24 protein-coding genes are annotated in these 22386 nt (G+C 67.1%); 8 read left to right on the top strand and 16 right to left on the bottom strand.

All coding sequences use genetic code 11. The features are described 5' to 3' along the window. Positions 1–5: 5 nt before the first annotated feature. The 8 genes from H597_RS0114020 to leuS all read right to left on the bottom strand — a co-directional run bounded on the left by H597_RS0114020 (position 6) and on the right by leuS (position 11026). Positions 6–2153, bottom strand: coding sequence for an HDOD domain-containing protein (locus H597_RS0114020; RefSeq protein WP_028102708.1), 2148 nt, complete (start codon positions 2151–2153; stop codon positions 6–8). 186 nt (positions 2154–2339) lie between these two features. Beyond that, positions 2340–3563: a multidrug effflux MFS transporter gene (locus H597_RS0114015; protein WP_051293786.1), complete on the bottom strand. Its 1224-nt coding sequence runs from the start codon at positions 3561–3563 to the stop codon at positions 2340–2342. A gap of 179 nt (positions 3564–3742) precedes the next feature. Further along, positions 3743–4933 carry a THUMP domain-containing class I SAM-dependent RNA methyltransferase gene (locus tag H597_RS0114010; protein WP_229632169.1) on the bottom strand — a complete coding sequence of 397 codons (1191 nt, stop codon included), beginning with the start codon at positions 4931–4933 and terminating at the stop codon, positions 3743–3745. 132 nt (positions 4934–5065) lie between these two features. Then, the gene (locus tag H597_RS0114005) at positions 5066–5482 is read right to left on the bottom strand and encodes a CopD family protein (protein ID WP_028102705.1); all 417 of its coding nucleotides are present in this window, start codon (positions 5480–5482) and stop codon (positions 5066–5068) included. A gap of 3 nt (positions 5483–5485) precedes the next feature. Further along, the gene (locus tag H597_RS0114000; RefSeq protein WP_028102704.1) at positions 5486–6757 is read right to left on the bottom strand and encodes a glutamate-5-semialdehyde dehydrogenase; all 1272 of its coding nucleotides are present in this window, start codon (positions 6755–6757) and stop codon (positions 5486–5488) included. A 4-nt stretch (positions 6758–6761) separates the two neighbouring features. After that, entirely contained in the window at positions 6762–7778 is a 1017-nt protein-coding gene (holA, locus tag H597_RS0113995) for a DNA polymerase III subunit delta (protein ID WP_028102703.1), read from the bottom strand. 7 nt (positions 7779–7785) lie between these two features. Beyond that, positions 7786–8397 (bottom strand): LPS-assembly lipoprotein LptE, encoded by a 612-nt coding sequence (locus H597_RS0113990; protein WP_028102702.1) that lies wholly within the window; start codon positions 8395–8397, stop codon positions 7786–7788. Positions 8398–8404: 7 nt separating this feature from the next. Then, a complete protein-coding gene (leuS, locus tag H597_RS0113985; protein ID WP_028102701.1) occupies positions 8405–11026 on the bottom strand; it encodes a leucine--tRNA ligase in 2622 nt (873 codons plus the stop codon). Between the two features lie 69 nt (positions 11027–11095). Between leuS and H597_RS0113980 the strand changes: the two genes are divergently transcribed. Next, positions 11096–11914: an AraC family transcriptional regulator gene (locus tag H597_RS0113980; protein WP_028102700.1), complete on the top strand. Its 819-nt coding sequence runs from the start codon at positions 11096–11098 to the stop codon at positions 11912–11914. A 206-nt stretch (positions 11915–12120) separates the two neighbouring features. Beyond that, positions 12121–12705, top strand: coding sequence for a hypothetical protein (locus H597_RS0113975; protein WP_028102699.1), 585 nt, complete (start codon positions 12121–12123; stop codon positions 12703–12705). Here H597_RS0113975 and H597_RS0113970 read toward each other — a convergent pair. Next, positions 12640–13932: an MFS transporter gene (locus tag H597_RS0113970; RefSeq protein WP_028102698.1), complete on the bottom strand. Its 1293-nt coding sequence runs from the start codon at positions 13930–13932 to the stop codon at positions 12640–12642. The two genes, H597_RS0113975 and H597_RS0113970, sit on opposite strands and share 66 nt — an antisense overlap. A 102-nt stretch (positions 13933–14034) precedes the next feature. On the opposite strand from H597_RS0113970, the gene H597_RS0113965 reads away from it, so the two are divergent. The 3 genes from H597_RS0113965 to map are packed head-to-tail and all read left to right on the top strand — an operon-like array spanning position 14035 to position 15889. Then, positions 14035–14634, top strand: a complete 600-nt coding sequence (locus H597_RS0113965; protein WP_028102697.1) for a TetR/AcrR family transcriptional regulator — start codon at positions 14035–14037, stop codon at positions 14632–14634. A 46-nt stretch (positions 14635–14680) separates the two neighbouring features. Beyond that, positions 14681–15082, top strand: coding sequence for a VOC family protein (locus tag H597_RS0113960; RefSeq protein ID WP_229632168.1), 402 nt, complete (start codon positions 14681–14683; stop codon positions 15080–15082). A 15-nt stretch (positions 15083–15097) separates the two neighbouring features. Then, complete coding sequence (gene map, locus H597_RS0113955) at positions 15098–15889, top strand: type I methionyl aminopeptidase (protein WP_028102695.1); 792 nt, start codon at positions 15098–15100, stop codon at positions 15887–15889. 65 nt (positions 15890–15954) lie between these two features. On the opposite strand, the gene H597_RS0113950 is transcribed toward map, so the two are convergent. The 5 genes from H597_RS0113950 to H597_RS30865 are packed head-to-tail and all read right to left on the bottom strand — an operon-like array spanning position 15955 to position 18726. After that, a complete protein-coding gene (locus H597_RS0113950) occupies positions 15955–16272 on the bottom strand; it encodes a barstar family protein (RefSeq protein ID WP_028102694.1) in 318 nt (105 codons plus the stop codon). Then, positions 16272–16694 carry an ExbD/TolR family protein gene (locus tag H597_RS0113945; RefSeq protein WP_028102693.1) on the bottom strand — a complete coding sequence of 141 codons (423 nt, stop codon included), beginning with the start codon at positions 16692–16694 and terminating at the stop codon, positions 16272–16274. The genes H597_RS0113950 and H597_RS0113945 overlap by 1 nt, the downstream gene beginning before the upstream one ends. 4 nt (positions 16695–16698) lie before the next feature. Continuing rightward, on the bottom strand, positions 16699–17355 hold the full coding sequence (locus H597_RS0113940; protein WP_035374177.1) for a MotA/TolQ/ExbB proton channel family protein: 657 nt from the start codon (positions 17353–17355) through the stop codon (positions 16699–16701). Then, positions 17355–18164: a 4-hydroxy-tetrahydrodipicolinate reductase gene (gene dapB / locus H597_RS0113935; protein WP_028102691.1), complete on the bottom strand. Its 810-nt coding sequence runs from the start codon at positions 18162–18164 to the stop codon at positions 17355–17357. The genes H597_RS0113940 and dapB overlap by 1 nt, the downstream gene beginning before the upstream one ends. Before the next feature lie 10 nt (positions 18165–18174). Further along, on the bottom strand, positions 18175–18726 hold the full coding sequence (locus H597_RS30865; protein WP_083941094.1) for an outer membrane protein assembly factor BamE: 552 nt from the start codon (positions 18724–18726) through the stop codon (positions 18175–18177). Between the two features lie 81 nt (positions 18727–18807). Between H597_RS30865 and fur the strand changes: the two genes are divergently transcribed. Then, entirely contained in the window at positions 18808–19236 is a 429-nt protein-coding gene (gene fur / locus H597_RS0113925; protein ID WP_028102690.1) for a ferric iron uptake transcriptional regulator, read from the top strand. Between the two features lie 42 nt (positions 19237–19278). Here fur and hrcA read toward each other — a convergent pair whose 3' ends face one another. Next, positions 19279–20295, bottom strand: coding sequence for a heat-inducible transcriptional repressor HrcA (gene hrcA / locus H597_RS0113920; RefSeq protein WP_028102689.1), 1017 nt, complete (start codon positions 20293–20295; stop codon positions 19279–19281). A gap of 4 nt (positions 20296–20299) precedes the next feature. Next, complete coding sequence (locus H597_RS0113915) at positions 20300–20995, bottom strand: HAD family hydrolase (RefSeq protein WP_028102688.1); 696 nt, start codon at positions 20993–20995, stop codon at positions 20300–20302. Between the two features lie 135 nt (positions 20996–21130). On the opposite strand from H597_RS0113915, the gene H597_RS0113910 reads away from it, so the two are divergent. Continuing rightward, positions 21131–21736, top strand: a complete 606-nt coding sequence (locus H597_RS0113910) for a hypothetical protein (protein ID WP_028102687.1) — start codon at positions 21131–21133, stop codon at positions 21734–21736. Positions 21737–21749: 13 nt separating this feature from the next. Continuing rightward, positions 21750–22325, top strand: coding sequence for a hypothetical protein (locus H597_RS0113905; RefSeq protein WP_028102686.1), 576 nt, complete (start codon positions 21750–21752; stop codon positions 22323–22325). Positions 22326–22386: the final 61 nt, after the last annotated feature.

Genomic DNA, 22386 nt, shown 5'->3' with positions numbered 1-22386 from the left:
TGGCCTTATCCGGCATCGCGCGCGCCGCACGACGGTAATGCGGCGGGCTGGCTGGCGCCGCCGCGCACCGGCAGCAGCAGTTCGAACGAGGTGCCGTGCGCGCTGCTGCGGCAGCTGATCATGCCGTCCAGCTTGCCGACCAGGCTGTGCACGATCGACAGTCCCAGGCCATGGTGCGGGCCCGGCTTGCTGCTCGGGACGGGGCCGAACAAGTTGGCCAGCACGTCCGGCGCCAGGCCGGGGCCGCTGTCGCTGACCGCCAGCTCCACGTAGCGCCCGCGGTCGCGGTTGACCAGGCCGCGGTTGGCGATCTCGATGCGGCCGCCGTCCGGCTGGGCTTCGATGGCGTTCTTCACCAGGTTGAGCAGGATCTGCTTGAGCGGGCCGGCCTCGCCCTCGATCTCCTGCGGCCCGTCCTGCATGCGCGTCACCAGCTGCACCGAGGCGGGCAGGAAGGCGCTGGCGCGCAGCAGGCGCAGTACCTCGTCCACCACGCGCGCCAGATTGACCGCGCCGCGGCAGTCCGGCGGCGGCGGCTCGGCCAGGGCGGCGACCAGCTGGCCGACCCGGTCGACTTCTTCGTTCAGGATCGACACTTCCGCGACCACGGCTTCGCGCCGCGCCAGCTTGGCGTCCAGCACCGACAGATAGTTCTTGATGATCGATAGCGGGTTGTTCACTTCGTGCACCACGCGCCGCGCGGCTGCACGGTAGTCCTCCGCCATTTGCGCCTGCTGGCGCCCGGTGTTGCCGCGCTCGGCCAGCGCGCTTTCCAGCGCCTTGGCGGCCTGGCTGCCGAACGCCTGCAGGAAGCGCTCTTTTTTCTGCAGCAGCGGCAGCTGCCAGGCCGGCAGCCCGCCGACGATCAGGCCCAGGCAGCGCTGGCCGGCCACCAGCGGCAGGCACACCAGGGCTTCGCTGCCGAGCATGCGCAACAGCTGTTCTTCGGCGATGCCGCCGGTGCGCACGGCGAAGGCCAGCCGGCGGCCGTTGGCGGCGTCGGCCAGCAGGCCCGGCTTGTCCAGGGGGACGCTGAATCCGGCCAGGCGCTGCTGCGCCGCGCCAGTGCCGGCGCCCTGCAGCGCGTGGCCGGCCGGGCTCTCCAGCAGGATCAGCGCGCCTTCCAGGTCGAACAGGATGCGCGCCGAACGCGTCATCGCCTCCAGCAGGCCGGCTTCGCCCTGCTGGCGCGCCAGGCTTTGGCCCATGTCCTGCACCAGCAGCATATTGCGCACCTCCTCGGACAGGCGCGCCTGCACCGGGTCGGGCGGGGGCGGGGCCGGGGCGGCGGCCGCCGGCGCCGGGCGGTCGTCGGCGCCGGCCAGGTCGATGCCCAGCGCCTGCGCCGCGCGCGCCACCTGGCGCGCGGCCGCTGTGAGCAGGGCGTCCAGCTGCGCTTCCGCGAGGCCGCACAGGGCCGCCGCTGCGGCCGCCCCGGCCGGCGCTTCGGCGTGGCAGCCCAGCTGGTGCGCCGCGCGCACGATGCGTATCAGCGGGTGCGCCGCTTCCAGGCGCGGCGCCGGCTCGTGGTGGTACAGCACCGCGTCGGCCAGGAAGGAGTCCAGCTGCCAGCGCTCGATCAGCCAGGCGCCCGCTTCGGCGTGGGTGATGTCCAGCGTGCGCTGCTCCACCGCGCACAGCGCCTCGTCGTCGCGCGCGCGGAAGTTGTAGGCGTATTCCTTGGGCGCCGTCGCCAGCAGCGCCAGCCGGCCGACATTGTGCAGCAGGCCGGCCAGGTAGGCTTCTTCCACGTGCGGGTAGTCGAGCGCGCGCGCGAGGTCGCGCGCGATCACGGCGGTGCTCAGCGACCCTTTCCAGAAGGCGCGCAGGTCGGTGCTGCCGCTGTGCGGGAAATTGCTGAAGGTCTGGAACACCGATTCAGCAATCACCAGCGTCTTGATGGTGTCGGTGCCAAGCGAGACCAGGGCCTGCTCCAGGCCCAGCGTGCGGCTGTGGCGCGGGTAGGCCGAGCTGTTGGCCAGCGCCAGGATCTTGCTGACCATCCCCGCATCCTTGGCGATCAGCGCCGCCAGCTCCGGCATGCCGGCGTCGTCGGCTTGCAGGAGCTCAATCAGCTTGATCAGGATCTGCGGCATGGCCGGCAGCCGCGCGATCAGCAGGCGATGGCGGATGTCTTGGTCGGGGTGTGGCATTCCACGTGGTCCAAATCCTCGAAACGGGGATGGCGATCGGCTTGCTTTCTGCCTGCAATCCACTGCGCAAAGTGGCATCAATATACAATAACTTAACGGCAATACAAATTTCTGCCGGCAAGATGTTGCATTTATGTAGAAAGCGCTGCACTAGTGCTAGTTAATTACATTTGATCAATTATATTTTCAAATCGGAATTATTTTGCGCCGCAGCTGGCGCGCCGTCAACCACAGCCCCAAGGCCGTTAGGGTCAGCGCCAGCTGGCCGCAGGCCAGCCACAGCAGCGAATGCGAGACCAGCGGCGCCAGCACGCCCGCCACGACCGCCCCCAGCAGCGTGGTGGCGAACGATTGCACCGATGCCGCCGTGCCGCGGATATGCGGGAACAGGTCGAGCGCCAGCAGCGTGGCCGCAGGCGCCGCCAGCGACATGCCGAAGGTGTAGAAGAACAGCGGCAGCACGCTCCACGGCAAGGCGGGCGCGGCCAGCGCATGCAGCAGCACATTGGCGCCGGCCGCCGTGACCAGGAAGCCGAAGCCAAAGCCGATCTGGCGCGCGAAGCTGGTCTTGCCGGCGATGCGGTTGGCGGCCAGGGCGCCCAGGAAGATGCCGGAAACGGCCGGCACGAACAGCCAGGCGAATTGATCGGGGCCCAGGTGCAGCTGGCTTGGCAGCGCCACCGGCGCGGCCGTGATGTACAGGAACAGGCCGGCGAAATTGAAGGCCACCACGCCCGTCTTCAGGTGGAACCGCGGCGCCGACAGGATCGCGCTGTAGTTGCGCCACAGGTAGCGCGGGTTGAAGGGCTGGCGCTTCTCACGTGGCAGGGTATCGGGCAGGCGCCGGTAGCAGACGATGAACAGGCCCACCGTGTAGCCGGCCAGCGCCAGGAAGATGCTGCGCCAGTCCGAATACTTGACAATGAAGCCGCCCAGCACCGGCGCCACCGCGGGTGCGATCGAGAAGATCATCGTCACCATCGACAGCAGGCGCGCGGCGGCGGCGTCCGCGTACAGGTCGCGGATGATGGCGCGCCCCACCACCACGCCGGCCCCCGCCGACACTCCTTGCAGCACGCGGAAGAACCACAGGTATTGCACCGAATGGGCGGCAGCGCAGCCCACCGTGCCAAGCAGGAAAGCCACCAGCGACACCAGGATCACATTGCGCCGGCCGAACGCGTCCGACAGCGCGCCGTGCCACAGCACCATGCCGGCGAACGCCAGCATATACGCGGTCAGGGTTTGCTGCACTTGCAGCGGCGTCGCATGCAGCGTCGCCTGGATATTCGGGAAGGCGGGCAGGTAGGCGTCGATGGAAAAAGGGCCCAGCATCGACAGGCTGGCCAGCACCGCCGCCAGGGCGCCCGGCCCCAGCGGCTTGCGCTGCGGCGCGTCCGGCGCGGGAATCGAAGAAGGGTCGTCGGCTGGCGGCGTGTGCACGGGGTCAGGTCTGTCAAATGGATGATTTGCGGCCCGGGCCGGGGCAAGGAGAGCCACAATGTATCCGCAAATTGTTCATGTGTCCGACCTGCCCCCGGCTTGCGCAGCCGAGCCCGTGTCCGATTGCCAGAACTGACCCCGGCTTTTTATTCGCTAGCCGGTTTGCGGTTGAAGCCGGCCACCATGTCGAAGCGGAACAGTCGGCATTCCAGGGCGCCGTTGAAGAATGGCGTCTTGCGCGATTCCTTCAGGCGCAGCAGCTTGGGCAGACCGAGGTCGGCCGTGAACAGGTAGGCGGTCCAGCCGCTGAATCGCTGCTTGAGCGTGCTCGAGAAGGCGCTGTAGAAACTCTTGGCCAGCTCGTCTTCTTCCAGGCTGGCGTCGCCGCGCACGCCGATCCGCTCGCCGTACGGCGGGTTGGTCAACAGGATGCCCGGCGTGGCCGTCGGCGCCTGCACCTGCTGCGCTTCGATCTGCTTGAGCGGCACCTCGAACAGGATGCCGGCGCTCTTCAGGTTGTGGCGCGCCATCGCCACCATGTCGCCGGAAATGTCGGAGCCGAAAATCGTCGGTTCGGTCGGCAGCGGGTGAGGCTTGAAGTCGCTCTTCATCTGCTGCCACGGCGCCGGGTCGAAGTCGTGGAATTGTTCGAAGGCGAAGCGGCGCCGCGCGCCGGGCGGGATGCCCTGCACCATCTGCGCCGCTTCGCACAGGATGGTGCCGGAGCCGCACATGGGGTCGAACAGCGGCATGCCCGGCTTCCAGCCCGCGACGCGCAGCAGGCCGGCGGCCAGGTTTTCACGCAGCGGGGCGTCGCCCGTTTCGCTGCGCCAGCCGCGCTTGAACAGCGCTTCGCCCGAGGTGTCGAGGTAGACCATGAACTGGCGCTGGTCGAGGAAGCCGAAGATGCGCATGTCCGGCTCGCGCGTATTGACCGAGGGCCGCTTGTTGTACATGTCGCGGAAGCGGTCGCACACCGCGTCCTTGATCTTCAGCGTGGTGAATTCCAGCGATTTGAGCGGCGATTTGATGGCCGTGACGTCGACCCGGATGGTGTGCTGCACGCCGAACCATTCTTCCCAGGGCTGGCCCAGCACCAGGTCGTAGATGTCGTTTTCGTTCTGGTAGTGGCACACGCCCATGCGCATCAGCACGCGCGAGGCGATGCGCGAGTGCAGGTTGATGCGGTAGGCGTCGTACAGGTCGCCCGAGGCGTGCACGCCGCCGGGGACTTGGTTGTGCACCTTGAGCGTGGGGCTCATGGCGGCGATTTCAGTGAGTTCTTCCGCCAGGGCGGCTTCCAGGCCGCGCGGGCATGGGCAGAAATAGGATGGCATGTGGGGGACCCTTTATCCGTTGTGAAGTTTAAAACCGGTAAGGCGGTGTCCGACCCATCGGGTCGGACACCGTTACGCGGCTGTCCCGGGCCAGGTGTCGGACCCTGCGGGTCTGACACCGGTTGTCCGGTTTTAGAATGGCTTGACGACGACCAGTACCACGATCGCCAGCAGCAGTAGCACCGGCACTTCATTGAACCACCGGTAGAACACATGTCCGCGGCGATTGGCGCCGCGTTCGAATTTTTTCAGCAGCGCGCCGCAGGCGTGGTGGTAGCCCAGTACCAGGAATACCCCCAGCAGCTTGGCGTGCAGCCAGCCCGGCATGTTCGCGCCGTATTGCAGCACCACCAGCCAGATGCCAAAGACCACCGCCGGCAGCGCCAGCACGGTGGTGAAGCGGTACAGCTTGCGCGCCATCGTCAACAGCCGCTCGCTGGTCGGGCCCGGCGTTTCCAGCGCCAGGTTGACAAAAATGCGCGGCAGGTAGAACAGCCCGGCCATCCAGGAGACGATGAAGACGATATGCAGCGCTTTGATCCAGAGCATCGTTTACTTTCGCGTTTCGCCGTGGCCGAACACCACGTATTTGAGGGAGGTCAGGCCTTCCAGGCCGACCGGGCCGCGCGCGTGCAGCTTGTCGTTGGAGATGCCGATCTCGGCGCCCAGCCCGTATTCGAAGCCGTCGGCGAAGCGCGTCGAGGCGTTCACCATCACCGAGGCGGAGTCGACTTCGCGCAGGAAGCGCATGGCGGCCGAGTAGTCTTCCGTGACGATGGCTTCGGTGTGCTGGGAGGACCAGGTGTTGCAGTGTTCGATGGCGGCGTCCAGGCCGTCCACCACCCGCACCGCCAGGATCGGCGCCAGGTATTCGGTGGCCCAGTCTTGCTCGCTGGCGTGCGCCAGGTGGGCGTAGCCGGCGCCGGCCAGGATGGCGTAGGCTTCGGGGTCGGCGCGCAGCTCCACTTTTTCGGTGGCGTAGCGCGCGGCCAGCGGCGGCAGCACCTCGGCGGCGACGGCGCGCGCCACCAGCAGCGTTTCCATGGTGTTGCAGGTGCCGTAGCGGTGGCATTTGGCGTTGAAGCCGATCTCCAGCGCCTTGCCGATGTCGGCACGGGCGTCGATGTAGACGTGGCAGATGCCGTCCAGGTGCTTGATCATCGGCACCGTGGCTTCCTCCATCAGGCGCGCGATCAGGCCCTTGCCGCCGCGCGGCACGATCACGTCGACGTACTGCGGCATGGTGATCAGGGCGCCCACGGCGGCGCGGTCGGTGGTGTCGACCACCTGCACGCCGTCGGCCGGCAGGCCGGCGCCCGCCAGGCCCTCAGCCACCAGCTTGGCCAGGGCGCGGTTGCAGTGGATCGCCTCCGAGCCGCCGCGCAGGATGGTGGCGTTGCCGCTCTTGATGCACAGGCCGGCCGCGTCGACGGTGACGTTGGGGCGCGCTTCGTAGATGATGGCGATCACGCCCAGCGGCACGCGCATCTGGCCGACCTGGATGCCGGAGGGGCGGATTTTCACGTTGCTGATCTCGCCCACCGGGTCCGGCAGCGCGATGATCTGGCGCAGGCCTTCGACCATGGTGGCGATAGCCTTGTCGGACAGCGTCAGGCGCTCCAGCATGGCCGGCGCCAGGCCGGCGGCGCGCGCGGCGGCCAGGTCCTGCTGGTTGGCCGCGCGCAGGACCGCGGCTTCGCGCTCGATGGCGGCGGCGATCAGCTCCAGCGCGCGGTTGCGCGTGGCGCTGTCGGCGCGCGCCATGGCGCGCGAGGCGGCGCGGGCGCGCCGGCCGATGTCCTGCATATACTGCTGAATATCCATGTCTTTAACCTTTTGCGACTTTCAATGCCAGCTGCAGCATGGCGTCCCACTGGTCGCCGGCGAAGGCCTTGGCGCGCAGGCCCTTGACCATGCGGTCGACCTGGGCGGCCTGCTGCATGGCCGCCTCCAGCGTGGCCAGGGAGATGCGCCGCAGCGCCGGCTCCATGAGACGCTCGCGCGGGCCCCAGATGCGGTATTCCTTCAGCAGCGCCGGCAGCGGGCGGCCCTGCGCCATGCCTGCCTTTAATTTTAGCAGCGTGCGGATTTCTTCGGAGACGGCCCACAGCACCAGCGGCAGCGCCTCGCCCTCGCCCTGCAGGCCCTCCAGCATGCGGATCAGGCGCGCGGTGTCGCCCGCCAGCATGGCTTCGGACAGCTTGAACACGTCGTAGCGTGCGACATTGAGCACGGCGTCCTGCACCTGCTCGTGGGCCAGCTTGCCCGGCGCGTGCAGCAGGCCCAGTTTCTGGATTTCCTGGTGCGCCGCCAGCAGATTGCCTTCGACGCGGTCGGCGATGAAGTCCAGGCTGGCGCGCTCGGCGCTCTGCCCTTGCGCGGCCAAGCGCTGGGCGATCCAGCCCGGCAGCGCGCTGCGCTCGATGGCGGGGATGTCGATGTAGACGGCGGCCTGCTGCAGGGCCGCCACCCAGGCCGCCTTCTGCGTCTGCCAGTCCAGCTTGGGCAGGGTGATCAAGGTCAGGTTGTCGGGCGACAGGTCCTTGGCGTAGGCCTGCAGGGCGGCGCCGCCCTCCTTGCCCGGCTTGCCGGACGGAATGCGCAGCTCGATCAGCTTCTTGTCGCCGAACAGGCTCATGGCCTGGTTCGCGGCCAGCAGCTCGCCCCATTTGAAATTGCGCTCGACCGACAGCACTTCGCGCTCGGAATAGCCCTGGGCGCGCGCCGCGCGGCGGATCTTGTCGGCCGCCTCCAGCGCCAGCAAGTGCTCGTCGCTGGTGATCACGTACAGCGGGGCCAGCGTCTTGGCGACGTGGCCGTCCAGGGCGTCGGCGCGCAGCTGCATGGCGGCCTTAGCGGGTGGTGTCGGGCGCCACCAGCACGCCCGGCAGCACGCCGGACGGCGCCGATTCCGTGGCCGGCGCGCCCGGCTTGATGGCGGCCATGCGGCGCATCATCTGCTGCACCAGGTCGGTCTGCATGTCCTTGTACAGCAAGGCTTCCTCCTGTTCCTTGGCCAGCAGCTGGCTTTCATCGAAGGCGAGCGGGCGGCCCAGCGTGATCTGGGTCGGCGCCAGCAGCTCCTTGCCGTCCTTGTCGGTGACGCGGAACAGGATGTTGTAGCTGAGCAGGTATTCGCGCACGCGGCCGTTGCTGTTGAGCGACAGGATCGACTTGGTGCGCGTCTTTTCCGGATTGGTCAGCACTTCGATCACGCCGTCGGCGTCGGCGGCGCGCGCCACCACGCTGGTGTGGCCGTTGACGCGGATATTGCGCTTCAAGTCGATCGCCAGCGGCGACGACTCCGGCAAGCCCACGTACATGGCGTTAAAGGGCAGCGTGTAGCTGCCGCCCGAACCGCGCAGATGGAAGCCGCAGCCGCTGGCCACGGCGGCCACGCCCAGCGCCGCCAGCGCCAGCCAGGTGCGGCGCACGGCGCCGCGGGAAGTGAGAGTCGTCGTCATGTTCCGATTACACCACAATGTTGACCAGCTTGCCCGGCACCACGATGACCTTTTTCGGCGCGCCTTCCAGGAATTTCTGCACGCTTTCCTCGGCCAGGGCGGCCGCTTCGATGGCGGCCTTGTCGGCGCTCTTCGGCACTTTCACCGCGCCGCGCAGCTTGCCGTTCACCTGGATCATCAGCTCGATCTCGGACTGCTCCAGCGCGGCCGGGTCGACCTGCGGCCAGGCCGCGTCCAGGATATCGCCCGGGTACCCCATTTCCTGCCACAGCACGTGGGTGATGTGCGGCGCCACGGGATTGAGCAGGCGCAGGAAGATGGCATAGCCCTCGGCCAGCACGGCCGGCTCCACGCCTTTGGCCGACTCCAGGGTATTCAGCATCTTCATGCAGGCCGAGACCACGGTGTTGTACTGGATGCGCTTGATGTCGTAGTCGGCCTGCTGCAGCACCTTGTGCAGCTCGCGGCGCAGGGTCTTGCCGTCGTCGGTGGCGGCGGCAACGGCCAGCGGCGCACCGGCGGCGCGGATCGCGTCGCGCTGGGCGTAGCCGAAGTTCCACACCCGCTTGAGGAAGCGGTTGGAGCCTTCCACGCCGGAGCCGGACCATTCCAGGGTCTGCTCGGGCGGCGAGGCGAACATGGTGAACAGGCGCGCGGTGTCGGCGCCGTACTGCTCGATCTGGGCTTGCGGGTCGATGCCGTTGTTCTTCGACTTGGACATCTTCTCGGTGCCGCCGATCTGCACCGGCGCCTGGTCGCCGCGCAGCAACGCCGACACCGGGCGGCCGCGCTCGTCGGTGGTCAGGTCCACATCGGCCGGATTGAACCAGGTCTTCTTGCCCGCCGCGTCTTCGCGGTAGTAGGTCTCGTTCAGCACCATGCCCTGGGTCAGCAGGTTGACAAACGGCTCGTCGAATTTCACCAGGCCGAAGTCGCGCATCACCTTGGTCCAGAAGCGCGCGTACAACAGGTGCAGCACGGCGTGCTCGATGCCGCCGATGTACTGGTCCATCGGCATCCAGTAATCGTTGCGGGCGTCGACCATGGCCTCGTTCGAGCCAGGCGAGGTATAGCGCATGTAATACCAGCACGAGTCGACGAAGGTATCCATGGTGTCGGTCTCGCGGCGCGCGGGCTTGCCGCATTGCGGGCAGTCGCACTGCAAGAACGCTGCGTGCTTGTTCAGCGGATTGCCGGTGCCGTCCGGCACGCAGTCTTCCGGCAACACCACCGGCAGGTCCTTCTCCGGCACCGGCACCGCGCCGCAGGCGGCGCAGTGGATCATCGGGATCGGGGTGCCCCAGTAGCGCTGGCGCGAGATGCCCCAGTCGCGCAGACGGAAGGTGGTCTTCTTCTCGCCCAGGCCCTTGGCGGCCAGGTCGGCGGCGATGGCTTCCAGCGCTTCGCTGTAGCGCAGGCCGTCGTACTTGCCGGAGTGGGTTACCACGGAAACGGCCTTGTCGCCGTACCATTCCTGCCAGGCGGCGTCGCTGAAGGTCTGGCCTTCGGCGGCGATCACCTGCTTGATCGGCAGCTGGTATTTCTTGGCGAAGGCGAAGTCGCGCTCGTCGTGCGCCGGCACGCCCATCACGGCGCCGTCGCCGTAAGTCATCAGGACGTAGTTGCCGATCCAGACTTCGACTGGCTCGCCGCTGATCGGGTGGCTCACGAACAGGCCGGTCGGCATGCCCTTCTTCTCCATGGTCGCCATGTCGGCTTCGATCACGGAGCCCATCTTGCATTCGGCGATGAAGGCTTGCAGTGCCGGCTTGCCCTGCGCGGCGTGGGCGGCCAGCGGGTGCTCGGCGGCCACGGCGCAGAAGGTCACGCCCATCACGGTGTCGGGACGGGTGGTGAACACATACAGCTTGCCGTCGTTGATCAACTGGCCGTCCGCGCCCTTGATCTGGTGCGGGAAGGCGAAGCGCACGCCGGTCGACTTGCCGATCCAGTTCGACTGCATGATGCGCACGCGCTCAGGCCAGCCCGGCAGCTTGTGGTCGACATACTCCAGCAGCTCGTCGGCGTAGTCGGTGATGCGGATGTAGTACATCGGGATTTCGCGCTTTTCGATCAGCGCGCCCGAGCGCCAGCCGCGCCCGTCGACCACCTGCTCGTTGGCCAGCACGGTCTGGTCGATCGGATCCCAGTTCACGGTGCCGGTCTTCTGGTAGATGATGCCTTTCTCCAGCATCTTCAGGAACATCCACTGGTTCCACTTATAGTATTCCGGCTTGCAGGCGGCCATCTCGCGCGACCAGTCGATCGCCAGGCCCATCGACTCCATCTGCTCCTTCATGTGGGCGATATTCGAATACGTCCACTGCGCCGGCGGCACGTTATTGGCCATCGCCGCGTTTTCCGCCGGCATGCCGAAAGCGTCCCAGCCCATCGGCATCAGCACGTTGTAGCCGTTCATCCGCAGATAGCGGTACATCACGTCATTGATCGTATAGTTGCGCACGTGGCCCATGTGCAGCTTGCCCGAAGGATAGGGCAGCATCGAGCAGGCGTAATACTTGCCTTTTGGGAAACGCGGGTCGTTTTCGACGGCTTTGTAGGCGTCGATCGCCTTCCAGTGCGATTGGGCGGCTTGTTCAACGTCTGCTGGACTATATTTTTCTTGCATGATGGAGCGCACTAAAATAGAGGGATATGAACCGGACATTATAACAATGCATTGGTGCGGCGCGTCAGAATGAAATATCAGGAATTTCCTCCGCCGCCGGGCCTGGCCGGCCTGGTCGACTGCCTGTGGCTGGCCGAGGCCCCGGCCGCCACCGCCCTGGCGCCCGTCACGCACCGGGTGCTGCCGGATAATTGCACCGATATCCTGTGGCAGGATAGCGGCGCCGCCTTCTTTGTCGGCATGATGAGCACCTGGTGCGATGTGCCGGCGGCGCGCCCGGTGCGCACGGTGGCGGTACGCTTCCGCCCGGGGGCGGCCAGCCTGTTCCTCGGGCCGCTGCCCCTGGCCGGCCTGGCCGACCAGCGCGCCGATCTGGACCAGCTGTGGGGCCGCGCGGCGGCCGCGCGCCTGGGCGATGCCCTGTGGTCGGTGGCCCGCAACGATGCCGAACGCCTGACGCTGCTGGCCGAGGCCCTGTATGCCCGGCTGGCCGTGGCCCCGCCCGGCGCCCGCGCCGCCAACGCCCTCGCTGCGCGCGCGGCCGCCGCCGCGCCGGCCGGCCAGGCCCTGGCCCTGCGCGCCGTCGCTGCACTCGAAGCCAGCGGCGGCGCCGTGCGCATCGACGCCCTGGCCGCTGCCCTGGGTGTCTCGCGCCAGTACCTCGCCGCCCAGTTCCGCGACCATGTCGGGCTCTCGCCCAAGCTGTTCGCCCGCATTTGCCGCTTCCGCGGCGCCCGCGCCGCCGCCCTGGCAGCCAGCCCCGGCCAGCAGGGCCGTGACTGGGCTGCCTTGGCCCTGGACAGCGGCTATTTCGACCAGTCCCACCTGATCCGCGACTTCCACGACTTCACCGGGGCGTCACCCGACGTCCATGTCGGTCAACGGTGAGCCTTCCCGGCCCCTCGCGAGAACTGTAGATTTTGTCCTGCCACCAGTAGGTGAAAACGTAGATTTAGGTAGATTTTCGGGGAACTTTTGCGATTTCGCTTGTCTAAAAGAATAAATCGCAAAAAAGCGCCGAAAAATCTACTGAAATCTATCTTTTCCTGGCCAATTGGGGCCAAAAATCTACAGTTCTCGCGAGGGAGAGAATCATGCCACCCAACCTTTGTATCGCCATCTCCGAGTCGACCTTGCGCGCCTTGCTCGCCTACCGGGAAGAGCAGGGCGGCCAACTCGACGCCGCCGGCATTGCCGATCTGGCCATCCGCGACTGGCTGCAACGCCAGGCGGACTTGGCCAAGCCGTCGGGCCAGCATGGCTATTTGTGGAAAAAAGTCTTCTTGCCCGACGGCACACGGCTGCGGATTTCCAGCCATAGCGCGACGCGCTACGCGGCAATCGTGGGGGACGACCTGGTCCACCATGGCATGCTGATGTCGCCCAACCAGTTCGCGCAAATGACGCTCGGGTCGACACGCAGCGCCTGGCAAGCGATTCAAATTCAAATGCCCGGCACGCGTGAATGGACGCCCGCCACCCGCCTGCGCCAGACGCAGGAAGCGCCAGCGCGTGGCGGCGACCACCATGCTGCCGCCCAGGCACAGACGCCAGCACCGGCGCCGCCGCCATGCGCCCGCGCCCTGCCGCCCGAAGACCATTTCGCGCCGCGCTTACGTCCTGACCGGCAAGAGCGGCGCATGGCCAGCCGCCGCGCCGAAGACCTGCTGCTCGACTGATTCGCGGCGCAGCCGGCGCGCCGCCAGCAGGAAGCAGGGAATGGCCAGCAGCCAGGGCGCCATGACAATGCAGGCCGCCCTGGTAATGGGCGCCGCCACGGCAGCCGCGCGGAACGCGTCGGCCAGCGCGCCGACGGCCAGGTTACCGGCCGAGGTGCCGAACAAGGTCATGCACAGGATCAGGAACGCCGTCATGGTCGACTTGACCTGTTCCGGCGCCAGGTCCTGCACGCAGGCGAAGATGGGACCATAGCCGACCGTGACCATCAGGCTGCCGATAAACATGCAGGGATAGAAGGCGGCGCTGGCGGGATCGGCGACGCGGTACATGAAGGCGGCCGGCACCCCCAGCAGGTAAATCGCAGCCAGGAACAGCAAGCGCCCGTCGGGGCGGCGCGCCTGCAGCCAATCGCCGCCCAGGCCGCCGAGGATAGCGCCGGCCACGCCGCCGGCCAGGAACATCAGTCCCGCCAGATTCTGCGCCTGCTGCTTGGCAAAGCCGCGCTCCTGCACCAGCCATAACTGGTCCAGCACCAGGGCACCCTGGGCGAAGATCACCAGCACGCCGCCCACGACGGCCAGGCGCAGCGCGCCGGAACGGGCCAGTGCCCCGCGCACCTCGGCCATGGCGTGCCGCAGCGGACGGCGCGTCGCGGCCGCCCCACCCATGTGGCCGCTGCGCGGCTCGCGCAGCAGCAGCATCCAGGGCACGCACAACACGCCCAGCGCCCCCAGCACGTAAAAGCACGGGCGCCAGCCGATGCGCGCCCCCAGGCTGCCCGCGACCATGAAGGCAGCGCCGATCCCGAGCGGGGCGCCCAGGTAATAGCAGCCGGCGGCAAACGCGCGGCGCCGGCGGCTGAAGGCCTCCCCCAGCAAGCCGAGCGCGGCGGGGGTCAGGCTTGCCTCGCCGACGCCGATGGCCATGCGGATCAGGCCCAGCTGCACGAAGCTGGCGGCCGCGCCGGTGGCCGCTGTCAGGGCACTCCATAACAGAATGCCGCCGGCCATCAGGCGCGGCCGGTGGACGCGATCGGCCAGGGCGCCCATCAGCAGGCCCACCAGGGTGTAGAAGGTGGTGAAGACAAAGCCGGTCAGCAAGGTGTACTCGACGTTGGTCAAGTGCAAGTCGGCGCTCATGTCCACCGCAAAGGCCTGGATCAGGAAGCGGTCCGCAAAGTTCAATACGTTCATCAGCGTCAAAAACGCCAACAGTCCCATTTTCATGCCTCACCCCTTAATTTGGTTATCCGACCAATATTCAAACGGTAGCGCAAGCGGCGGCCGGATTCAACTATAATTTGGTTACTCAACCAAAATTTATCGCCTATGTCGCGCCGCCCGAAGACCGCCCAACGCCGCAGTGAAATCGTGCAAGCCCTGCTGGCCACGATGGCCGAACACGGCTACGAGAAAGCCACCATCCAGCTGATCGCCCAGGCGGCGGGACTGGCGCCGGGCCTGATCCACTACCATTTCAAGACCAAGGGCGAGATCCTGCTGGAGCTGGTGAAGACGCTGGCCCAGCTGGCCCAGCAGCGCTACCTGGCCCTGGCGGCCGATGCCGCCACCCCGCAGGCGCGCCTGCAGGCCTATCTCGACGCGCGCCTGGGTCAGGGCGCGGGCGCCGACCCGCGCGCGGTGGCGGCCTGGGTCGTCATCGGCGCCGAAGCGCTGCGCCTGCCCGAGGTGCGCGCCGTGTACCAGGAAGCCATCGCGGCCGAACGGGCCCTGCTGGAAGACTTGCTGGGCGCCTGCCTGGCCGCCCGCGGCCAGGCCCTGCACGGCGTGTCCGCCCTGGCGGCAGCCTTGCTGGCCCTGATGCAAGGGGCCTTCCAGCTGGCCAGCGCGGCGCCCGGCAGCATGCCGGACGGCTATGCCGTGCCGATGGCGCGCCAGTTGGCCGAGCGCTGCCTGGCCGCGCCCTGAGGCGGCTTTCCATTTGTCCAATCGGCGCACCGCGCGGCGTGGCAAGATGCCGCCATCCACCACCCACCACGAGGAGAACAGCATGATCAAAGGCTTGCGCACCGCCATCTACCCGACCCCCGACCTGGCCGCCGGCAAGGCCTGGTACAGCAAGGTCTTCCAGACCAAGCCCTATTTCGACCAGCCTTTTTATGTCGGCTTTGAAATCGGCGGCTTCGAGCTGGGCCTAGTGCCCGACGGCGAACCCGTCAAGGCCGGCGTCCAAGCCTACTGGGGCGTGGACGACCTGGCCAAGGAAGTGAAGCGCATCGTCGCGCTCGGAGCGAGCATTCACTCCGATATCCAGGAAGTGGGCGAACGCATCCTCGTGGCCGAGCTGGCCGACCCGTTCGGCAACCTGCTCGGCCTGATTGAAAACCCGCATTTCGACAGGGAGAGGGTCGCGTGATACCATGCACCCCTTATGCGCAAACGCAATAACAAATCCATCCTGATCAAGACCCCCGAGCAGGTCGAGCTGGCCCGCGCCGCCGGCCAGCTCGCGGCCGAGGTGCTGACCTTCATCGCGCCGCACGTCAAGCCGGGCGTCACCACCGCCCAGCTCGACCAGCTGTGCAACGACTACATCGTCCACACCCAGCAGCTCATCCCGGCCAATGTCGGCTACGGCGGCTTCACCGGCACCGTCTGCACCTCGGTCAACGAGGTGGTCTGCCACGGCATCCCGAGCCCGAAAAAAGTGCTCAAGGACGGCGACATCATCAATATCGACGTGGCCGTCATCAAGGATGAATGGTTCGGCGACACCAGCCGCATGTATTACGTCGGCACGCCGTCCAAGGCGGCGCAGAAATTGTGCGAAGTGACCTACGACGCCATGTGGGCCGGCATCCGCGCCGTGCGTCCCGGCAATCGCCTGGGCGACGTCGGCCACGCCATCCAGCGGCTGGCCGAGGCGGCCGGCTACAGCGTGGTGCGCGACTATTGCGGCCACGGCATCGGCATGGTCTACCACGAAGACCCGCAGGTGCTGCACTACGGCCGCCCGGATACCGGCCTGCTGCTGCAGCCGGGCATGGTGTTTACCATCGAACCGATGATCAACGCCGGCAAGCACGCCACGCGCGCCCTGCCCGATGGCTGGACCGTGGTCACGGCCGACCGCTCGCTGTCGGCGCAGTGGGAACATATGGTCGCGGTGACCGAAACCGGCTTTGACGTCTTGACCCTGGCCCCGGGCGAACAAACCCGCTAATCCGGAGTCACGGCCGCAGCGCCGACGGTGTCAGACCCTGCGGGTCTGACACCGGTTTACCGGTGTTAGCGCAAGGTCAGCTTCAACGCCGGCCGCTCGCCGTAATCGTCGTAACGCTCGTTGATGCCGCCCACGCAGAAGCGAATCTCGTCCAGCAGCTCGGCCGGCATCTGCGCCGCATCGGTGATGACGATCTCCAGCATCTCGTTGGGCTTGAGCTTGAAGCGCGTCATATTGTCCTCGTCGCGCAGGTAGGACAGGCAATCGACCCAGGCATCGATGGTCGCGCTGTAGCCGGCCGGGAAGCCAAGCTCGGCCTGGCAGGCCGCGTGGAAGGCCGCTGCATCGCCGATCACGGCGCCGTTCAAAGTGGCAATCGCCATTATTTCTTTTCCTTCGGATCGGTGACAAACCCAATGCGGGTCAGGCCGTGCGACTGCGCCGCCGCCATCACCTGGGCCACCACTTCATAGCGGGTATCCTTGTCCGCCCGCAGCTGCAAATCGGGCTGCTGCGGCAAGCCCGCCGCCTCGGCCAGGCGCTGTTCCAGCGCGCCCGGCGGCAAGGCATCGTTATTCCAGTACACCGTGCCGGCGGCGTCGATCGCCAGCGTCACCGTGTCGGCCTCCTGCGGCAGCGCCCTGGCCTGCGCCTTCGGCAAGTCCAGCTGCACCGCGTTGGTAAACATCGGCGCGCTGATGATGAAGATCACCAGCAGCACCAGCATCACGTCCACCATCGGCGTGACGTTGATGTCGGCCATGGATTCCTTTTGCCGGTGGTGGTTGAAGGCGCCGAAGGCCATGGGCTCACTCCCTGGTCAGGTAAGCGTGCAAGTCGTGCGCGAACGCGTCCAGCTCGGACAGCGTGATACGGTTGATACGGTTAAAGCCGTTGTACGCCAGCAGCGCCGGAATCGCCACCGTCAGGCCGACCCCGGTCATGATCAGGGCTTCGCCCACCGGCCCTGCCACCTTGTCGATCTGCACCGTGCCGGCCGCCGACACCGCCGCCAGCGCATGGTAGATGCCCCACACGGTGCCCAGCAGGCCGACAAAAGGCGCGGTCGAGGCGATCGAGGCCAGCAGGGTCAGGCCCGACTCCAGCCGCGTGGTCGCGACGTGGATGGCGTCGCGCAGCACGCGCGTGGCCTGCTCGCCGCGCCCCATCTCGGCGGCGATGCTGCCGGCCCTGGCGTGCGCCAGCTGGCCCGCGCCGGCCTGGGCCACGGCGGCGAACACGCCCTCCTGGTCGCGCGCGGCCATCAGGGCCACGCCGTCGGCCACCGTGGGCGCGTCCCAGAACGCCTGCACCGCCGGCGCCGCGCGCCGGATGCGCCAGGCGGCCCAGCCCTTCCACAGGATGAAGAACCAGGACGCGAGCGACATCGCCAGCAGCAGATAGGCCACGGCGTGCGAGAGCGCATCGCCGCGCTGCCAATAGCTGGCGAAGGTGAAGTGCGCCATCAGCCGTTCAGGCCCAGCACGTCGTACATATCGTACAGGCCGCGCTGCTTGTCGGCCAGGAAGTGCGCCGCGCGCAGCGCGCCGTTGGCGTAGTGCTGGCGCGAGGACGATTTGTGGCTGATCTCGATGCGCTCGCCCTCGGTGGCGAACATCACCGTATGGTCGCCGATGATGTCGCCGCCGCGCACGGTGGCAAAGCCGATCGAGGACGGGTCGCGCGGGCCGGTCACGCCTTCGCGCGCGAACACGCCGCATGCCTTCAAGTCGCGCCCGAGCGCGTCGGCGATCACCTCGCCCATCTTCAGGGCGGTGCCGGACGGCGCGTCGACCTTGTGCCGGTGGTGCGCCTCGATGATTTCGATGTCGTAGCCGAGGTCGAACTGTTTGGCCGCAAATTCCAGCAGCTTGAGCGTGACGTTCACGCCCACGCTCATGTTGGGCGCGAACACGATGGCGGTCTTCTCGGCCGCGGCGGCGATGGCGGCCTTGCCGGCGGCATCGAAACCGGTGGTGCCGATCACCAGCTTGACGCCGTGCGCGGCGCAGTAGGCCAGGTGGGCCAGGGTGGCTTCCGGACGGGTGAAGTCGATCAGCACCTCGGCCCCGGCCAGGCCGGCCGCCAGGTCGTCCGTGATGGCCACGCCGGCGCGTGCGCCGGTGAAGGCGGCGGCGTCGCTGCCGATGGCCGGCGCGCCGGCGCGCTCCAGCGCGCCCGCCAGGCGCGCATCGGGCGCCTGCTGCAGCGCGGCGATCAGCATCTGGCCCATGCGGCCGCTGGCGCCGGCAATGGCGATATTCATTGGCTTCATCTGCTCTTCCTTATTGCTTGGTGCCCGATTCCTGGCCGCCCGGCAGCGGCGCCTTGCCCGGCGTCAGGTTGCCCTTGGCATCCTCGGTCTTTTTGAAGTCCTTGATCGGACCGGCGATGCGCGCGATGTATTCCTGTTCGGACGGCAGGTTGCCGCCTTCGAAACGCTCGACCTTGTCATCCTTGCCAAAGAACACTACCACCACGCTGGTGGTCAGCTCGCCGTTGCCCTTGTCCAGGCGGAACGGGTAGTCCCAGCGCTGGGCGTGGAAGGGGTCGGCCATCAGGGGCGTGCCCAGCAGGAACTTGACCTGGTCCTTGCTCATGCCCTGCTTCAGCTGCGCCAGCATTTCCTGCGAGACGAAATTGCCCTGCTGGATGTCGGGGCGGTACGGCGAGAAGAACCACAGGAACTTCTGCGCCTTCGTGATTTGCGTGGTCTGGGCGCCCTGCGAGGCTTCGACCGGGGCCACGGTGGCCGGCTGGCTGGCGCAGGCGGCCAGGAGGGCGGCCGCCAGCAGCGGCGCGCTACGTTGCAACAAAGACAGCGGGGTCAGACGCATGTTATGAAACCTCAATTCCGTGAGCAGAAGTGCCTAAAACGCTATATCATAAAGCACTTCCCGCAACTGACGTTAGCAAACATGAGTAACAGCCCCACCGACCTGAAGGCGTCCGGCCTCAAGGCGACCCTGCCGCGCCTGAAAATCCTCGATATTTTCCAGAGCAGCCCCGTGCGCCATTTGACGGCGGAGGATGTCTACAAGCTGCTGCTGGCCGAGAATATGGATGTCGGCCTGGCCACCGTCTACCGGGTGCTGACCCAGTTCGAGCAGGCCGGCCTGCTCAATCGCAACCATTTCGAAAGCGGCAAGGCGATTTTCGAACTCAACGAAGGTTCCCACCACGACCACCTGGTCTGCCTCGACTGCGGCCGCGTGGAAGAATTCGTCGATGAAGAAATTGAACAGCGCCAGCAAAGCATCGCCGCCGAGCGCGGCTTCAAGATCGCCGAGCACGCCCTGGCCATCTACGGCAGCTGCACCAAGCTGCAGTGCCCGCACAAGCACTAAGCAGAGCACTAAGCAGCGCGGCCCGGCCCCCATCGCGCCGCGCTAGTGGTTGCTCAGGGCATTCGACAGCAGGCGCGAGGTGATATCGACAATCGGGATCACCCGCTCGTAGGCCATGCGGGTCGGCCCGATCACCCCCAGCGTACCGACAATCTTGCCGTTCGCCTCATACGGCGCGGTGACCACGCTCATGGCATCCATCGGCACCAGCTGCGACTCGCCGCCGATGAAAATCTGCACGCCGGACGCCTTGGACGACACGTCCAGCAGCTGGATCAGGCCGGTCTTTTGCTCGAACAAGTCGAACATGGCGCGCAGTGAGCTCATGTTCGAGGACAGCTCGGCCACCGACAGCAGGTTGCGCTCGCCGGCAATCACCATTTCCTCGGCCGATTCGGCCATGGCGGCGCTGCCCGCCTCCACCGCCGCCTGCATCAGGCGCCCCATATCGTCGCGCAGCTGGCGCAGTTCGAGCTGCAGGCGCCCGCGCACCTCCTCGAAGGACAGGCCGGAATAGTGCTGGTTGATGAAGTTGGCCGACTGCTGCAGCTGGGCCGGCGTGTAGTCGACGTCGGTCAGCAGGATGCGGTTTTGCACATCGCCGCCGGGCGAGACGATCACCAGCAGCACCCGCTTGTCGCCCAGGCGCAGGAATTCGATCTGCTGGAACACCGACTCGTGGCGCGGCGCCAGCACCACGCCGGCGAACTGGGTCAGCGAGGACAGCATCTGGGCCGCGTTGGCGATCAGCTTGTGCGGCTGCGGCGAGGCCGACTGCAGGCCGGCCTGCACGGCGCGCTCGTCGATGTGCTGCACCGTCAGCAGGGTGTCGACAAAGATGCGGTAGCCGCGCGGGGTCGGCACCCGCCCGGCCGAGGTATGCGGGCTGGCCACATAGCCCTGCTCTTCCAGGTCGGCCATGATGTTGCGGATGGTGGCCGGCGACAACTCCAGCCCGGAAATCTTGGACAGGGCGCGCGAGCCCACCGGCTGGCCGTCGGCGATATAGCGCTCGACCAGGGCTTTGAGCAGGGTTTGGGCACGGAGATCGAGCTGCATGACGCTATTCTGCCAACTGTTGTTCCAGCCACGCAAGCAATTCATCAAAGTTGGCGCAGATGGCGTCGGGCGCCGGCGCGCCGGCCGGCAGCGCCGCGCCGCGCCGGTTCATCCACACCGCGCGCAGGCCGGCCGCCTGCGCCCCCGCCACATCGAGCGCCAGATCGTCGCCGACATACACGGCGTCGCGCGGCGCCACCCCCAGGGCCTCGCAGGCGGCGCGGAAAATGCCCGGAGCGGGCTTGGCCGCGCCGAAGCGGGCCGCCGCCAGCGAGACGCTGAAGTGCTGGGCCAGGCCGATCACGTCCAGGTCGGCGTTGCCATTGCTGATGGTGCCCAGCTGCACCTGCCGGCGCAGCTTGCGCAAGCCCGGCAGCACGTCGTCATACGGGGTCACCGCGTTGCGGGCGGCCACGAAGTGCGCCATGGCGCCCTCCACCCCGGCCGCATCGGCGCCGGCCGCCGCGAACACGGCCTGCAGGCTGGCGCGCCGCAAGGCGCCCAGGTCGATCAACAACTCGGGCTGCTGCGCGGCCAGCGCCGCGCGGTGCGCGCGCAAGGCGTCCACCGACCACTGCGCCGCCACGGCGGGCGCGTGCGCCGCCAGCCAGGCGTGCAGGGTCAGCTCGGCTTCGGCGATCACGGGCGCGATCGGCCACAGGGTATCGTCCAGGTCAAACAGGATGGCGTGGGGCTTCATGGACGCATTGTACCGCGCCCCGTTGCAAGCTGTTACAAGGGAAAAGATGGCCAAAACGGCTAAAGAAGTGGCAAATGCACTAAAATAGGCGCCGATTTGTCCGCGCATGGCGCGAAACCGACTGGAGAACGTGGAATGAAGAGTAAGTATCTGTCTGCCGCCGCGCTGCTGTGCGCCGCCGGCCTGAGCGCCTGCGGCGGCAAGGGCAATGGCAATTTTGCCCTGGTGGTCCAGAGCGCGGTCGATCGCGCCGGCCTCGTGCTGCAAAACAATGGCGGCGACGACCTGACCATCACCGGCAACGGCAGCTTTGCCTTCCCGACCCGGATGGCGACGGACGCGCCATTCAACATCACGATCAAGACCACCCCGGCCGACGTGACCTGCCAACTGAGCAACAATACCGGCAAGATCAACTACTACACCTACCAGCAGGCCAGCGTCGTCTGCACCCCCGTGCCCTACGTCCTGGGCGGCACGGTGAGCGGACTGGCCGCCGAGAATACCGGCCTGGTGCTGGCCAATGGCGCCCGCACCGTGGGCGTGGTGCCGGGCAGCAGCACCTGGCAATTTGCCGAGAAAGTGCCCAACAATTCCGTCTACGGCGTGACCGTGCTGGCCCAGCCAGCGGGCAAGACCTGCAGCGTGAGCGGCGGCGGCAACGGCAGCGGCGGCGGTACCATGCCTGCCCGCAACATCGACAGCAACGACGCCAGCAAGATCGTCGTCACCTGCCAATAATCAAGGAAACCAGATGAAAGCAACCCTCATTGGCGCGGCCCTGCTGGCCGCCGCCCTGGCAGCGTGCGGCGGCAAGGCCAGCTTCACCGTCGGCGGCACGATCAACGGCCTCAAGACCGACGGCATGGTCTTGCAGCTGAACGGCGGCGACACCTTGCCGGTCCCGGCCGGCGCCACCACCTTCAGCTTCCCGAACACCATCAGCTACGGCACCGAGTACACCGTCAAGGTATTGACGCAGCCAGCGCACATGCAATGCGACGCGCTCAATCCAACGTCCTCGGCCGGCCATACCACCAGCATCAATGTGGTCATCGAGTGCAAGCAAAAGACCTATGCTCTGAACGGCAGCGTGGTCAACTACCAGGGCGACGGCTTGCAGATCATCAACGGCGGCGGCTACGGCACCCTCACGGTGGCGAAAACCGGCACGACCTTCAAGTTCAGCGGGGTCCCGGTGGGCGAGGCCTACGGCCTGTCGGTGCTGACCCAGCCGACCAACCCGACCCAGGCGTGCACCTTCGATGCCGGCACGGCCAGCGGCGTGATGGGCGACGGCGACCGCGACGTCGTCCTGCGCTGCCAGTGATATAAGGAAATGGAATGACTGGAATTCCAAAAATAAATTGGAACAATATGCCGCGACGCAG

Source organism: Pseudoduganella violaceinigra DSM 15887 (assembly GCF_000425385.1).
Lineage (GTDB): Bacteria > Pseudomonadota > Gammaproteobacteria > Burkholderiales > Burkholderiaceae_D > Rugamonas > Rugamonas violaceinigra.
The sequence above is the reverse complement of the archived record's forward strand: the minus strand, read 5'-3'. Positions and strand labels throughout refer to the sequence as shown.

Excerpts from the sequence above, each read along its gene's own strand:
- H597_RS0114020 (WP_028102708.1), bottom strand. The coding sequence starts at position 2,153 with ATGCCACACCCCGACCAAGACATCCGCCATCGCCTGCTGATCGCGCGG.
- H597_RS0114010 (WP_229632169.1), bottom strand. The coding sequence starts at position 4,933 with ATGCCATCCTATTTCTGCCCATGCCCGCGCGGCCTGGAAGCCGCCCTG.
- H597_RS0114005 (WP_028102705.1), bottom strand. The coding sequence starts at position 5,482 with ATGCTCTGGATCAAAGCGCTGCATATCGTCTTCATCGTCTCCTGGATG.
- H597_RS0114000 (WP_028102704.1), bottom strand. The coding sequence starts at position 6,757 with ATGGATATTCAGCAGTATATGCAGGACATCGGCCGGCGCGCCCGCGCC.
- holA (WP_028102703.1), bottom strand. The coding sequence starts at position 7,778 with ATGCAGCTGCGCGCCGACGCCCTGGACGGCCACGTCGCCAAGACGCTG.
- H597_RS0113990 (WP_028102702.1), bottom strand. The coding sequence starts at position 8,397 with ATGACGACGACTCTCACTTCCCGCGGCGCCGTGCGCCGCACCTGGCTG.
- leuS (WP_028102701.1), bottom strand. The coding sequence starts at position 11,026 with ATGCAAGAAAAATATAGTCCAGCAGACGTTGAACAAGCCGCCCAATCG.
- H597_RS0113980 (WP_028102700.1), top strand. The coding sequence starts at position 11,096 with ATGAAATATCAGGAATTTCCTCCGCCGCCGGGCCTGGCCGGCCTGGTC.
- H597_RS0113975 (WP_028102699.1), top strand. The coding sequence starts at position 12,121 with ATGCCACCCAACCTTTGTATCGCCATCTCCGAGTCGACCTTGCGCGCC.
- H597_RS0113970 (WP_028102698.1), bottom strand. The coding sequence starts at position 13,932 with ATGAAAATGGGACTGTTGGCGTTTTTGACGCTGATGAACGTATTGAAC.
- H597_RS0113965 (WP_028102697.1), top strand. The coding sequence starts at position 14,035 with ATGTCGCGCCGCCCGAAGACCGCCCAACGCCGCAGTGAAATCGTGCAA.
- H597_RS0113960 (WP_229632168.1), top strand. The coding sequence starts at position 14,681 with ATGCCGCCATCCACCACCCACCACGAGGAGAACAGCATGATCAAAGGC.
- map (WP_028102695.1), top strand. The coding sequence starts at position 15,098 with ATGCGCAAACGCAATAACAAATCCATCCTGATCAAGACCCCCGAGCAG.
- H597_RS0113950 (WP_028102694.1), bottom strand. The coding sequence starts at position 16,272 with ATGGCGATTGCCACTTTGAACGGCGCCGTGATCGGCGATGCAGCGGCC.
- H597_RS0113945 (WP_028102693.1), bottom strand. The coding sequence starts at position 16,694 with ATGGCCTTCGGCGCCTTCAACCACCACCGGCAAAAGGAATCCATGGCC.
- H597_RS0113940 (WP_035374177.1), bottom strand. The coding sequence starts at position 17,355 with ATGGCGCACTTCACCTTCGCCAGCTATTGGCAGCGCGGCGATGCGCTC.
- dapB (WP_028102691.1), bottom strand. The coding sequence starts at position 18,164 with ATGAAGCCAATGAATATCGCCATTGCCGGCGCCAGCGGCCGCATGGGC.
- H597_RS30865 (WP_083941094.1), bottom strand. The coding sequence starts at position 18,726 with ATGCGTCTGACCCCGCTGTCTTTGTTGCAACGTAGCGCGCCGCTGCTG.
- fur (WP_028102690.1), top strand. The coding sequence starts at position 18,808 with ATGAGTAACAGCCCCACCGACCTGAAGGCGTCCGGCCTCAAGGCGACC.
- hrcA (WP_028102689.1), bottom strand. The coding sequence starts at position 20,295 with ATGCAGCTCGATCTCCGTGCCCAAACCCTGCTCAAAGCCCTGGTCGAG.
- H597_RS0113915 (WP_028102688.1), bottom strand. The coding sequence starts at position 20,995 with ATGAAGCCCCACGCCATCCTGTTTGACCTGGACGATACCCTGTGGCCG.
- H597_RS0113910 (WP_028102687.1), top strand. The coding sequence starts at position 21,131 with ATGAAGAGTAAGTATCTGTCTGCCGCCGCGCTGCTGTGCGCCGCCGGC.
- H597_RS0113905 (WP_028102686.1), top strand. The coding sequence starts at position 21,750 with ATGAAAGCAACCCTCATTGGCGCGGCCCTGCTGGCCGCCGCCCTGGCA.